The 13,424-nt window shown below is 63.5% G+C and carries 12 protein-coding genes; 7 read left to right on the top strand and 5 right to left on the bottom strand.

Translation table 11 applies throughout. The features are described 5' to 3' along the window. Positions 1–79: 79 nt before the first annotated feature. Positions 80–472, bottom strand: a complete 393-nt coding sequence (locus JJC00_RS17030) for a curlin subunit CsgB (protein WP_200473648.1) — start codon at positions 470–472, stop codon at positions 80–82. 167 nt (positions 473–639) lie between these two features. Continuing rightward, a complete protein-coding gene (locus tag JJC00_RS17025) occupies positions 640–1,293 on the bottom strand; it encodes a response regulator transcription factor (protein ID WP_200473647.1) in 654 nt (217 codons plus the stop codon). Positions 1,294–1,883: 590 nt separating this feature from the next. On the opposite strand from JJC00_RS17025, the gene JJC00_RS17020 reads away from it, so the two are divergent. From JJC00_RS17020 to JJC00_RS17000, 5 genes are all read left to right on the top strand, one after another. Further along, positions 1,884–3,314, top strand: coding sequence for an efflux RND transporter periplasmic adaptor subunit (locus JJC00_RS17020; RefSeq protein WP_200473646.1), 1,431 nt, complete (start codon positions 1,884–1,886; stop codon positions 3,312–3,314). Next, on the top strand, positions 3,311–4,036 hold the full coding sequence (locus JJC00_RS17015) for an ABC transporter ATP-binding protein (RefSeq protein WP_200473645.1): 726 nt from the start codon (positions 3,311–3,313) through the stop codon (positions 4,034–4,036). The genes JJC00_RS17020 and JJC00_RS17015 overlap by 4 nt, the downstream gene beginning before the upstream one ends. Next, the gene (locus tag JJC00_RS17010; protein ID WP_200473644.1) at positions 4,033–5,256 is read left to right on the top strand and encodes an ABC transporter permease; all 1,224 of its coding nucleotides are present in this window, start codon (positions 4,033–4,035) and stop codon (positions 5,254–5,256) included. Before JJC00_RS17015 ends, JJC00_RS17010 begins: the two co-directional genes overlap by 4 nt. A 52-nt stretch (positions 5,257–5,308) precedes the next feature. Then, positions 5,309–5,626 (top strand): response regulator transcription factor, encoded by a 318-nt coding sequence (locus tag JJC00_RS17005; RefSeq protein ID WP_200473643.1) that lies wholly within the window; start codon positions 5,309–5,311, stop codon positions 5,624–5,626. A 984-nt stretch (positions 5,627–6,610) separates the two neighbouring features. After that, on the top strand, positions 6,611–8,467 hold the full coding sequence (locus JJC00_RS17000; protein ID WP_200473642.1) for an alkaline phosphatase family protein: 1,857 nt from the start codon (positions 6,611–6,613) through the stop codon (positions 8,465–8,467). Between the two features lie 66 nt (positions 8,468–8,533). Here the strand turns inward: JJC00_RS17000 and JJC00_RS16995 are convergent, their stop codons facing one another. Then, the gene (locus tag JJC00_RS16995) at positions 8,534–9,100 is read right to left on the bottom strand and encodes a hypothetical protein (protein ID WP_200473641.1); all 567 of its coding nucleotides are present in this window, start codon (positions 9,098–9,100) and stop codon (positions 8,534–8,536) included. Between the two features lie 382 nt (positions 9,101–9,482). On the opposite strand from JJC00_RS16995, the gene JJC00_RS16990 reads away from it, so the two are divergent. Continuing rightward, entirely contained in the window at positions 9,483–10,142 is a 660-nt protein-coding gene (locus JJC00_RS16990; protein ID WP_200473640.1) for a peroxiredoxin, read from the top strand. Between the two features lie 118 nt (positions 10,143–10,260). Here JJC00_RS16990 and JJC00_RS16985 read toward each other — a convergent pair whose 3' ends face one another. After that, positions 10,261–11,991 (bottom strand): methyl-accepting chemotaxis protein, encoded by a 1,731-nt coding sequence (locus JJC00_RS16985; protein WP_200473639.1) that lies wholly within the window; start codon positions 11,989–11,991, stop codon positions 10,261–10,263. A 325-nt stretch (positions 11,992–12,316) separates the two neighbouring features. Between JJC00_RS16985 and JJC00_RS16980 the strand changes: the two genes are divergently transcribed. Then, positions 12,317–12,574: a histone gene (locus JJC00_RS16980; RefSeq protein ID WP_200473638.1), complete on the top strand. Its 258-nt coding sequence runs from the start codon at positions 12,317–12,319 to the stop codon at positions 12,572–12,574. A 51-nt stretch (positions 12,575–12,625) separates the two neighbouring features. Here the strand turns inward: JJC00_RS16980 and JJC00_RS16975 are convergent, their stop codons facing one another. Continuing rightward, a complete protein-coding gene (locus tag JJC00_RS16975; RefSeq protein ID WP_200473637.1) occupies positions 12,626–13,369 on the bottom strand; it encodes a hypothetical protein in 744 nt (247 codons plus the stop codon). Positions 13,370–13,424: the final 55 nt, after the last annotated feature.

Here is a 13,424-nt window from a genome sequence, read left to right as displayed (position 1 = left end):
CTCCACCAAGAAGCCTGGTCGTGGCCATTGGAACATAACTCTGGGTACGCGGCGCGCGCACCCAGAGGTACGGGGCTGGTTAGTGCTGCGTGATGGTGCTGAGGTTGAGGCCGCCACCGAGCTGCCCGACGCCAGCGGAGTTGTTCGGCGGGAAGCCGAAGAGCGTGGACTGGCTGATCGAGCTCGTGTTGTTGCCGGTGGCAACCTGCCCAGTGGTGGCCGCGTTGCCAAGGACGCCAATCTGGGTCACCGAGCTGGCATTGTTGAGAGACGGAGAGGTCGTGCCCTGCATGGTGCTCGCGCTGTTCACGATGCCGAGTTGGAACGTGGTCGAGGAGTCATTCACGTGGCCCTGCTGGTTCACGGTGGAGCCGTTTGCTGCGCCGATTTGCACGGTGGTCGCGGTGTTGGCGGCCTGGGCTGCGGACGACAGCGCGAACACGGCGACGGAAGCGAGGAGCAATTTACGCATGGAGTATCCCTTTCTTGCTAAGTTGTCTAAGCAGGTTGCAGATGCCGTCTTGGAGGAGGCCGACATCGTAGGGATAACTCTGAACCGGTTGCGCTCCACGCGACAGACTGCAGTTCATGCTAGTCGCTACGGACTAGACGGCGGGCGGCAAGTCGCCGCTCGCGGGACTAGGCGTGCGACCGTCCCGCGCCGCTGTGCACCGTCTCCTGCCGCATGCTGTCGATCAGTCTCGCGACCTCGATGGGCGAATGCAATTCGAGCTTTCGCATCATCCGGGCGCGATGCACCTTGACCGTCACCTCGCTGAGCTGGAGCTTCGCCGCCATCTGCTTGGCGACAAGCCCTTCCGACATCAGCAACATGATCTCGCGCTCCCGCGCCGTCAGCGTCTCGACGCGCTGCCGCGCCTCGCGCACCGTGTCCTCCCGCTCCAGCCGCCGCCGATCGCGCTCGATGCCATGCCTGATGGCATCGAGGATTTCCTGCTCGCGAAACGGCTTTGGCAGAAACTCGATCGCGCCAAGCTTCATCGCCTCGACCGAGACGCGGACGTCCGGGTGGCCGCTGATGAAGACGATCGGAATCGGCAGACCTGATTTGGCCAACCTGCGCTGCAGCTCGAGCCCGGTCGGCGACGTGCCGGGAAAGCGGACGTCGAGCACCAGGCAGGATGGCCCGACGGACAACTCCTCCTCGAGGAAATCGTCCGTCGAGGCAAACAGCTTCACCTGGTGTCCGGTCTCCTCGCAGAGGCTGCCAATCGCGTTTCGTATCTGGATTTCGTCGTCAACAACATAAACTGTGGCTTGAATTGAACTCATTGCAATACGCTCCCGGACTTGGCGCTCGATGATCCAGCAACGAGCCATCCACTGTTCTTGCAATCGATAACAAGGTGCTTGAAAGCATGCGCGATGACCGCGCGAATCCCGCCGGTCCGCAGCTCTCACGTCTTAAGGCCAACAGCCATTTGATGCGAGTGAAGGCGTTCACATATCGGGTTTCGTGATTGAAAAGGTTCGATGCCGCCACAGGCAGCATCACGGCGCGATACCATGTCGAGGATGTGACAGTCCGGCACTGCAGCCGTAATATCGCCCACTGCGTCATGGCGTCGCCACCCATGCGCCGACGCGAACGCCGATCGCCCGCAAAACAGACGAGACGTCCAGTCAGCTGTCGAGTTTCGATACCGCGCGCATCTTTTTGAATACGCCCGGTATGCGCTCCGCGCAAATCACGAAAGGTCGCACCCAGCGGACTTTACTTCTGGATTATGACGCGCGCCCGTCCGTCACCCCGAGAACAATGACATACTGCCAAGCCAACGATATTAGACCGACGAAATACAACCATTGCGCGAGCGTCTTCCGCCAACGACATCATTTATTTAAGACGGCGGGTTTTTGATATGCGATTTGTGCCAGTCATTGTCATGTTTGGAACTGCGTGCGGCCTCGCCACGATCTACGGCGCGGCACCGGATGTCGCTGCGGGCGCCGCGGCGAGTGCCGCGGGCGGCATGAGCCGTGCCTATCAAACGACGAAGCAATTCCTCAAACCCGGCGGCGGCGAGACTCCGACCTTCGGGTCGGACGCCCCCTTATTCCGGTATGCCGCAATCCAGCGCGGCAGCATCGAGCAGACGGTCACCGTCACGGGCGCTCTCCAGCCCGTCAAGACGATCGAGGTCGGCTCGCAACTGTCCGGGCAGCTCGCCCGCGTCTATGTCGACTTCAACGACACCGTCAGCAAAGACCAGCCGCTTGCCCTGATCGATCCCCGCAGCTTTGCGGCCAAGGTCGACGAGGCCAAGGCGGCGCTGGCGGTCGCGGACTCCCTGGTCGACATCGAGCGGGCCAAGCTCGATCGCGCCAGGATCGACCTGCAAAACGCCAAGGGCAGCCGGGACGTGCTCGCCGCCAAGCTCGACAGTGCGCAGGCGGTCAAGGCGTCGGCGCAGAAGACCTTGCAGCGCAAGCTGGCGCTTCAGTCGCAGAATGTCGTGGCAACGTCGACGGTCGATGACGCCCAGACGGAGTTCACGGCCCGCGTAGCCCAGGAGCGCGAGGCCGAGGTCATGATGTCCCTCAATACCTACTCGGTGGATGGCGCGCTGGCCGACGTCCGCCGGATCGAGGCCGAGCTGGACCAGGCCAGGATGGCGGTGCCGGAGAAGGCCGCCGTCCTTGCCGCGGCCCAGGCCGATCTGGACCGCACCGTGATCCGTTCGCCGATCGACGGCGTCGTGGTCGGCAGGTTCGTCAATGAAGGCCAGACGCTCGCAGTCGGCCTCGAATCCCGCACGACCTTCGTGGTCGCCCATCGCCTGGAGGACATGGAAATCCACGCCCAGGTCGACGAAGCCGACATCGGGCGTATCGCCGGTGGCCAGCAGGCCCACTTCACGGTGGATGCTTATCCCGACCGCCGCTTCGACGCGGTGGTGCGGCAGGTGCGCAAGGCGCCGCAGAACCAGCAGCACGTGGTCACCTACACCGTCGTGCTGTCGACCTCCAATCTCGACGGCGCGCTGCTGCCCGGAATGACCGCCCTGGTCAAGATCGTGATCGAGCAGCAGGACAACGTGTTGAAAGTGCCGCTGGCCGCCCTGCGCTTCCAGCCCTCGGGCGCGCGGGCAGACACGGCCCCCGGGCGCAGCGGAGTCTGGGTGCGCACCGCCAATGGCGCACTCCAGCGCATCCCCGTGACCGTCGGCGCCGCGGGCACCGAACAGGTGGCACTCAAGAGCGGAGAGCTCGTCGAGGGCAGCCAGGTCGCCGTCGGACAGGCGATCCGGCCGGCCGGCATGGAATTTCTCGGCATCAGGTTCGGATCATGACAGGCACCCTGCCCCTCATCAGCCTCCGATCCGTCGGCCGGACCTATCGCACGGACGGAATCGCGGTCACCGCGGTACGCAATGTCAGCTTCGACATCGATCAAGGCGAGATCCTCGCCGTGATGGGACCATCCGGGTCCGGCAAATCCACCCTGATGAACATGATCGGATTGCTCGACCTCCCGAGCGAGGGTGCGATCTATCTCGAGGGGACTGATGTCGCCGACCTCTCGGAAGACCGCAGGTCGACCTTGCGCGCCCGCAGCATCGGCTTCGTGTTCCAGTCCTACAATCTGCTCGCGCGCCACAACGCGATCGAGAACGTTGCCCTGCCGCTGGTCTATTGCGGCGTGGGCCACAAGGAGCGCATGGGACGGGCCGAGCACAGCCTCGAAGCTGTCGGCATGTTGCACCGGGCCCATCACTTCCCGCGTCAGCTCTCCGGCGGCGAGCAGCAGCGGGTCGCGATCGCGCGCGCGCTGATCGCCTCCCCGCTGATCGTTCTCGCGGACGAGCCGACCGGCGCTCTCGACAGCCGAACCGGCGCCGAGATCCTGGCGCTGTTTGCCGCACTCAACCAGCGCGGCCAGACCGTCGTGATGATCACGCACGATCCGCGCATCGCGACCCAGTGCCGGCGCACCATCCGCCTGCATGACGGCGAGCTCGTCAGCGACGAGACGGTGGCGGCGTTGCTACCCAGACGGAGCATTGGGTCATGACGATGCTTCAGGGCTTCCGGATCGCTCTGCACGCCTTGCGCCTCAACCCGTTGCGCAGCTTCCTGACCATGCTCGGCATCGTGATCGGCGTTGCGTCGATCGTGACGGTTTTCGCGATTGGCGCCGGCGCGCAGTTGCGGCTCCAGGAGCAGATCCGCTCGATCGGCGCCAACGTGCTGATGATCATGCCCGGCGCGGTCTACCAGGGCGGCGTGCGCCTCAAGGACGGCAGCAAGCTGACGATGACCGAAAGCGACGTGCAGGCGATCCTCGAGCAGATTCCGGAAATCCAGGCCGCGGCCGGCTCGATCGCCGGAACAGCGCAGGTCATCCATGAGGGCAAGAACTGGAACACGACGATCAACGGCACGACGACCGGGCACTTCATGGTGCGCGACTGGCAACTCGCCGCGGGCCGCTACTTTTCCAGCGCCGAGGAGGCCGCCGCCGGAAAAGTCGTGATCCTCGGCAGCACGGTCGCGCACGAGCTGTTTGCGCCGGGCGATGATCCCATTGGCGCACAGATCAGGATCATGAAGGTCCCGCTCGAAGTGATCGGTGTGCTCGATCGCAAGGGCCCCGCGCAGGATGACGTCGCCTTCGTCCCCCTCACCACCGCCAAGCTGCGCTTCCTCGGCAGCGCGAGCAACATCAACCGGGATTCGGTCGCCTACATCATCGCGAAGGTGGCCGCCGACGGTCAGATGGCGGGGGCGCGATCGGAAATCGAAAGCCTGCTGCGGCAGCGGCATCGGACCGCGGCTGGCCAGGAGGACGACTTCAAGGTTCAGGATCCGGCCGCCGCCATGGAAGCGCAGCAGGGTGCGATCCGCACCGTGGCGCTCCTGCTCGTCGCCATTGCCTCGGTCTCGCTGCTGGTCGGCGGCATCAGCATCATGAACGTCATGATCGTGTCGGTGACCGAGCGCACCCGGGAAATCGGCATCCGCCGCGCGCTCGGCGGACGGATGCGGGACATCCGTCTCCAGTTTCTTTGCGAAGCGCTCGTGCTCTGCCTGCTCGGCGGCGCCATCGGCGTGCTCGGCGGCGTCACGCTGTCGATGACAGTCGCACGCATGGCCGGCTGGATCACGTCGATCGACAGCGAAGCAATTGCCCTGGCCCTCGCCTTTTCAATCGCGACCGGCCTCATCTTTGGTTTCTATCCTGCACATAAGGCGTCCAAGCTCAGTCCAATCGAAGCGCTCAAGACGGAGTGACAACATGCTGGGCTGGCCACGACATCAACCAGAGGCCAGGGAGGAGCTAGTGATGAGCCCGGATTCGAAAGATTTGATTGCGCCGACGCCGCGCGAGCGCGAGCTGATGATGCTGATCGCGCGCGGGATGCAGAACAAGAACATCGCCCATGAGCTCAAGATCTCGGAGAACACGGTGCGGGCGCATATCGGCAATATCATGCGCAAATACCGCCTGCATAACCGGACCCAGATCGCGATCATCTACGCGCTCAAGGCAGCCCCGCTCTCGCTGCGGCGCAATCCAGCCAGGAGCGGAGCCAGGCCGGCAGAGGTCAAGCCGGTACAGGCTCTCGCACAAAATCCGCAAATGCCAACCGTGCCGGAATGACCGTCCCGGCCACAACTTCTTGCGTACCCGACGGGCAAAACACCGAAGCCCTGGGTCAAGAGTGCTGCGATAAAATATTTCTCTTTATTCGAATTCGGATTTTTGTTAGAACATACTCACTCCGGCCCAAGGAAGAGGGGCGTATCGCGATCGTCACGAACGCGGGCCGGGCGGCGGTGGACGTGGGTCATATCGGCGCGAAGGGATTTGCAGGGCGGGCGACCGTGAGTGAAGACCTCGCGCGCACGACCGGTGTGATCTGTGTACGGCGAAATCGTGTGGTCCTGACGCCCGGGGTCTGTGCGTCAAGGCTCGTGGTGATGCGTGTGGCTCAACCGGGCCCTCGTGTCAGTCATCTGCGAGACGACGGGGGCAATAGTGCATCGCTCCCCGGGGAGAGCACGACATAAGCCGTTCCAACCATCCGCGCAGGGAAGGCCGGGATGCCTCCGGCTGCCCTGTTACCCGCTGTGCAGTGTAGCGCAATCTACTCTTGGCATAGCGGTCAATGGGAGCCAGCCGGCTCCCGGCCTTCCCTGCGCCCTCTTTCAATGGAGGGTGAGGCATTGAGGCAAAGCTCGGGCGCAATGCGCCGCGAGAATGCGAAGGCGTGTTTGCGATGAAGATCGATTGCTTACGTTGCTGCGAACACCAAACAATCACCGTCACCCTGAGGTGCTCGCCTCTTCGGCGAGCCTCGAAGGGCGACGGCCCGGCTGCATCTCGGCCGTCCATCCTTCGAGGCTCCCGGCGCGATGCGGTGCATCGCGCCACTCGCACCTCAGGATAACGGAATGGACGCTTCCGCCGCGGAAAGACTATGCGCCGCCACCCCGCACTGACAAATGCGTGGACGCCGGGCCACCTCCCCGTCACTTCCGCATGCCAATCCGCTCTTGTAACAAAACTGTCATGCAGCAAAACTAAACGATACCCGGGGGCCGCGGTTCGGCGGCCAAGCCGCCTCATCGCTAGGAGATTTCGATGCGCCGTTCACTGGTGTTGCTGTCAGCCGGACTGACAGTGCTGTCCACCGGATTTGCCTCCGCAGAGAATAACACGCCCCGCAACCTGATCCTGTTCATCCCCGACGGGCTGCGCGCGCTGAAGATCACCCCCGAAACCGCCCCGGCCATGGCCGAGGTCCGCGACAAGGGCGTCAATTTCAAGAACTCGCATTCGCTGTTCCCGACCTTCACCATGGCCAATGGCTCGGCGATGTCGACCGGCCATTATCTCGGCGACACCGGCGTGTTCTCCAACACGATCTGGACCAACTACACCTCGGTGCCGGCCGGCGACACCGTAGTCCCCTTCATCGAGAACGACGCCGTGCTCGGCGACATCGATGAGCATTTCAAGGGCGACTATCTCAACGAAGAGACCGTGTTGAAGATGGCCCGCGACAAGGGCCTGAGCACCGCTGCGATCGGCAAGGTCGGCCCGACCTATCAGTGGGACCACACCGATCACCCGGAGAAGCCGGGCAAGCACTCGATCGTTATCGACGACGCCACCGGCGGCAAGGCCGGCGTGGCGCTGTCGGACGAGATGAAGGATGCGCTGACCAAGGCCGGTCTCGCCCTCACCGCCCCCGGCCGCGGCGACAACGGCAAGGCGGGCGACGCCAAGACGCCCGGCACGACGACGGCCAACATCGTCCAGCAGGCCTATTTCGCCGACGTCGCCACCAAGGTGGTGCTGCCGATGTTCAAGGCCCGCAACAAGCCCTTCGTGCTGGTGTTCTGGTCGCGCGATCCGGATGGCACCCAGCACAACCAGGGCGACAGCCTCAACCAGATCCTGCCGGGCATCAACGGCCCGAGCACGATGGCGAGCATCAAGAACGTCGACAACAACCTCGCCCAGCTCCGCAAGGCGTTGGATGAACTCGGGCTCGCCGCCAACACCAACATCATGATCCAGGCCGACCACGGCTTCTCGACCATCTCCAAGGAGAGCAAGACCAGCCCCTCGGCCAAGGTCAGCTATGACGACACGCCGAAGGACTTTTTGCCGATGGGCTTCCTCGCCCTCGATCTGGCCAAGGCGCTCGACCTGCCGCTGTTTGACCCCAACGACAAGAACGCGGCCGTGACCGGCAACGCCCATCCGAAGGCCGGCAACGGCGTGCTCGGCAAGGATCCGACCAAGCCCGACCTCGTCATCGCCACCAATGGCGGCTCGGACCTGATCTACCTGCCCAACAAGGACAAGAAGCTGGCGGCCAGGACCATCAAGGCCCTGATGGAGCAGGACTACATTTCCGGCCTGTTCGTCGATGACCAGCTCGGCCGCTTCCCCGGCACCCTGCCGCTGTCGAGCATCAATCTGCGCGGCAAGGCGGCGACGCCGACGCCGGCGATCGTGGTCAACTTCCGCTCCTATGCCAGCGAGTGCGGCGAGGCGCCGACCAACTGCTCGGTGCAAGTGGCCGACACCGTGCTGCGCCAGGGCCAGGGCATGCATGGCAGCTTCAGCCGCGGCGATACCTACAACTTCATGGCGGCGATCGGACCGGACTTCAAAGCCGGCTACGTCGACGAGCTGCCGGTCAGCAATGCCGATGTCGGCATGACTGCGGCCCAGCTCCTCGGCCTGCGCGGCTCGGAGAATGGCGGCCTCGTCGGCCGCGTGATGTCGGAGGCGCTGCCCAACGGCATCGTGCCGAAGGCGTTCAAGACCGTGGAGAAGTCGAAGAAGAAGTCCGAGAACGGTCTCGAGACCGTGCTCAACGTCCAGCGCGTCGGCAGCCAGCGCTATTTCGACGCCGCCGGCTTCCCCGGCCGCACGCTCGGCCTGGAGCCGGACGCCGGCAAACAAAAAACGGCGGGGAAATAACCCCGCCACTCTTTCTCGCGCCCCGCAAGGGGCGCGGGAATATCTCGGTCTTACATGCCCGGATTTTTACATTCCAATGTCGAACACGTTCGGCAATTGGCCCGCCAGAGGCAGCGCGGTGGCGCCCAGGAAGGTCGCCACCATCGCCATCAGGCGACGATTGTTGTGGCGCTTGCCGCGCATCTGGCCGGCGATCCATTCCAGCATCTCGCTGTTGACCTTCGCGGCATAGGACGGCGCCCAGCTCTCGATGTCCTGCGCGAGTGCGACATTGCGCGGCGGCACCTTCAGGCCGGAGGCGCTCGCGGCGTAGTGAGCGACGGCTTTGGTCAGGAGGTCGTCGAACCGGCCGCCATCGGTGCGCTCGGTCGCGGCCTCGTTGATTTCGAACAGCGCCTCGGCTTCGGCGCGGCTGACCGGCAGGTCGTTGACGGCGGTGGCGGTCAGGATGCGGGTGCACCAGGCGGTGTCATCGGCATCAAGCGAGCGGGAAAAATGCACCCGGCCCTTGGTGGTCGGGCCTTCGCCCGTGATCACGCCGTCGCGCACGATGGAGAGGGCATGGGCCGCAGTATCGCGGCAGGACGGTTCGAGGGACGGCAACTCAACGGACTTCGGCGCTGCGGCAGACATAGTTCACTTCCAGATTTCTTCTGATCGACCAGCATTTTCATGCTGGCGTAAAGGGGTGGTTAATGATTCGATATGGGGATCGCGACTTTTCTCAATGGTTGCCGATTAGTCGCTATGAGGACCGTTTCGGTTCCGGAGAGCGTCGGGCGAGCGTGATGCGGGTCATAAAAGGCTTTATCGGGGCAATCGAGACCATGAAGCCTGTTTCACCGCATGCGACGCTGTAACAGAAAAGTGCTAGGAAATCGGCCGTTCAGGGAAGGAATTCACATTTTACTTGAAGCGGTTCAGTTGACGTTCACTTGGGCGCGACGAGCCCCTATATTGGTACTGACGGCCAAACTGCAATTCCCAAGCAAACTCAACGTGATGAGGTAGAACCATGACACTCCCGATCGGCGCCACCGCCCCCGACTTCGAAGCAGAGACCACCGAAGGGAAGATCAAGTTCCACGACTGGATCGGCAACAGCTGGGCGCTGCTGTTCTCGCACCCGAAGGACTTCACGCCGGTTTGTACGACCGAACTCGGCGCTCTCGCCAAGTTGAAGCCGGAATTCGACAAGCGCGGCGTCAAGCTGATGGGCCTCTCGGTCGATCCGGTCGACCGCCATTCGAAGTGGTCGGAGGACATCAAGGAGACGCAAGGCGCCGCGCCGAACTACCCGATGATCGGCGACACCGATTTCAACGTCTCGAAGCTCTACGGCATGCTGCCTGCCTCGACCTCGGGCGATCCCCTCACCCGCACGCCGGCCGACAACCAGACCGTCCGCAACGTGTTCATCATCGGGCCCGACAAGAAGATCAAGCTGGTGCTGGTCTATCCGATGACCACCGGCCGGAATTTTCAGGAAATCCTGCGCGTGATCGACTCGCTCCAGCTCACCGCCAAGCACCGCGTCGCGACCCCGGCCGACTGGTCGCAGGGCGAAGACGTCATCATCGCGGGCTCGGTCTCCAACGACGAGGCCAAGACGATCTACCCGCAGGGCTGGAAGGAGCCGAAGCCCTACATCCGGATCGTGCCGCAGCCGAAGTGACTTACTGTCATTCCGGGGCGAAGCGCCTAGCATCGAACTATGGTGCGCAATTGCGCACCTGAGAATCTCGAGATCCCGGGTCTGGTCCTTCGGACCATCCCGGGATGACTGAGCCGAACTACGCCGCTTGCACGCGATCGAGGAAGCTGTCGACCTCGGCCTTCAGATGCAGGCTCTCGCCTGACAGCGCCTGAGCGGAGGCAAACATCCGGCTCGAGGTCTCGCCGGTCTCGCTGGCGCCCTCGGCCGCATGACGGACATTGACGGCGACATCGGCGGTGCCCGAGGCCGCAGCGCGAACGCTGGCCGCGATGTTGTGGGTGGCGCTCCGCTGCTGCTCGACCGCAGCCGAGATCGAGCCCGCGATGCCGCTGATGCGCTCGATGGTCTCGGTGATCGCCTTGATGGCCGTCACCGACTCCTCGGTCGCAAGCTGCATGCTGGCGATCTGGGTCGAGATCTCGTCGGTCGCCTTGGCGGTCTGGCCGGCGAGCGTCTTGACCTCCTGGGCCACAACCGCAAAGCCGCGCCCCGCATCGCCTGCGCGCGCGGCCTCGATGGTGGCGTTCAGCGCCAGCAGATTGGTCTGCTCGGCGATCGAGGTGATCAGCTTGACGACGTCGCCGATGCGCGCGCCGGCTTCCGAGAGCTGCGCGATGCGCTGGTCGGTGGCCTCGGCCTGCTGCACCGCCTCGGCCGAGATCGCGCTGGATTCCTGCGCCCTTCGGGTGATCTCGGAGATCGATTGAGACAGTTCGTCGGAGGCTGACGCCGCCGAACGAACGTGGTCGGAGGCCTGCTCGGATGCGCCGGCCGATTTCGCCGACAGGTCGGCGGTGGACCGGGCATTGTCGGTCAATTGCCGCGCCACGCGCTCGAATTCGCCGGAGGATCGCAGCACCTTGTCGAGGATGCCGCCGACGCTGCCGCGGAACTCGTCGACGAAATTGCGCAAATCGGCCTTGCGCTGCTCGCCGGCCGCGGCCGCAGCTTCCGCCTGCTCGCTGCGCAATCGCGCCCGCTCCAGCGAATTGCTCTTGAACACCGCCACCGTGCGGGCGATCTCGCCGATCTCGTCGGCACGGTTCTCGCAATCGATCGCGACGTCGCTTTGGCCATTGGCGAGTGCGGTCAGCGAGCGCGTGACCGAGGTGAGCGGCCGGGTCACGCGGCGGACCACCAGCATGGTCAGGATCAGAACCAGCAGCGCGGCGATGCCGGCGGCGACCGCCATGCTCTCGATTGCCTGGCCCAGCATGCTCTCATACTGCGCCATGGGAATGCCGACATAGAGAATGCCGACGACCTTGCCGGCTGCATCCGCGATCGGGAAATAAGCGGTCATGAAGGACTTGCCGAACAGCGTGGCCGGCCCCTTATAAGCTTCGCCACGCCGCAAGACGGCTTGCGCCGGATGGTCGGCGGCAAGCTGGGTGCCGACGGCGCGGTCGCCGTTCTCCTTCTTCACATTGGTCGAGCGGCGGACGAACTGCCCGCTCGCATCGTCGAACACGAACAGGGTCGCATTGCCGCCGACATAGGACACCGCGCGATCGACGATGGCGTGATCCCTGAAGTCCGGCATCTTGGCGATCTCGGCACGTGCCACCGCGCCATCACGCATCGTGATCCTGGCGTCGGGAACGACCTCGGCGAAGGCCAAGGCCAGCGTGCGCAGACTGACCTCGATGTCGCGCAGCGCGCGATCGTTGAAGGCGGAGGTGAGCGACCAATAGCCGGCGCCGACCACCAATGCGGTGTTCATCGCAATCAGCAGGATCGCACACAGGACGGCCTTGGTACCCAGCTTGAATTGCGGCACGAACTTCGCCGTTAATGATTTAGACATGAATGAAACCACCTCCGGAATTCCTGCATATACCTGCAATCGGCTTACGACCGCATTAACGACGGTTCTTCCCTGGAAGCTCGACAAGACGGCACTCGCCGCCTGGCAGCACGGCCGCACCGGTTACCCCGGCCTGCGCAAACTCCGGCACGAGCGCCGGCGTCACGCTTGGCAAGACCTATCCGCAACCGCCCGTCGATCAGGCCAAGGGACGCGAGCGCGCGCTCGCCGCTTACGCCAACATCCGCAAAGGTTGAGCGCTGCTTTGACACAATTATGAAACCCGCTATCGTCATCACTCCATGCAAACCGTGGGGGACACGATATGGACGACGATAAGCGGATCACCGAACAGGCGATGGAGACGATCACCAGCGCCGTTGAAGCGACCAAGGACGCCGCAGTCACCGCCGTGAAGAAGGTGAAGAAGGCCGCCAAGAAGGTCGCGAAGAAAGTCGCGCCGAAGAAGGCAAAGAAGGCTTCCAAGAAGAAGGCCAAAAAGGCCGCCAAGAAGACTGCCAAGAAAACAGCTACAAAAACCGCGAAGAAGGCCACCAAGAAGAAAAAGAAGGCCAAGCGCTGATCCAGCCTCAGAGCAAGTCTCCGGGTGCAGGCGCGCCCGGAGGCGTCTCCTCTAACCTCCCCGCTTCGACGCGCGCCGGCCCGGGTGGTGTTTGCCCTTCGGATCGCGAAACTCGCTGCGATGGCCGCGCCGGTCTTCGGCGTTGAAGCGCCGCCGCTTTGCGGGTGAGCCGAACGCCTTGATCACCTTCCTCCCGTTGACCTTCTTGATGACGTAGCCACCCTCGGTCATCGAGAACGGCGCCTTCAGCGTTCCCTTGTGGTCGAACTTGGTGCCGCGGGGATGCTTGAAGGGCTCGAACCAGGACGGATAGACGAAGTTCGACATCGGCAAGCCGTCGACCTCGAAGAGGTCCTCCTCCACCGCGTCGCAGACTTCATAGGCATACTGAGTGTTCCGATTCTTGTCGGCCCAGAGATTGGCCATGGGGTCGAGCACCATTTCGAACAGCTCGTGCGAAGCCGCCGCGCTGATCGGCTCCTCGCCCAGTGCCTTGACGAAGATCTTCGAAATCGGCTGGCCGCGATGGGTCAGCTCATGGCGCCCGAGCATGTTCTTGTGCAAGGCATCGTCGAAATAGACCAATTGCCAGTCGGTGGCCTTCGGCTTGCGCGTGACATAGAGGTCGACCGGATAGCCCCACACCGGCAGGAAATGCTTGTCGTAGCACTTCTGCAGCGCCGCGGTGAGCTGGCTCATGTCGCGGTCGTTGATCGTCTCTCTGGCGTAGTTGATGCAGGCAATCCGAACCGGCTTCAGGGACCTGCCGAGCAGTGCACGCTTTGCCTTCTTCATGGAAATCACCACGGGAAAGGGAAACTGAAATGCGGCAAGCCTAGCACGAACGCGG

Origin of the sequence: Bradyrhizobium diazoefficiens, from assembly GCF_016616885.1 — a bacterium.
In the GTDB taxonomy this organism is placed as follows: domain Bacteria; phylum Pseudomonadota; class Alphaproteobacteria; order Rhizobiales; family Xanthobacteraceae; genus Bradyrhizobium; species Bradyrhizobium diazoefficiens_F.
Note: the sequence above shows the minus strand (reverse complement) of the source record. Positions and strands in the feature narration are given on the sequence as shown.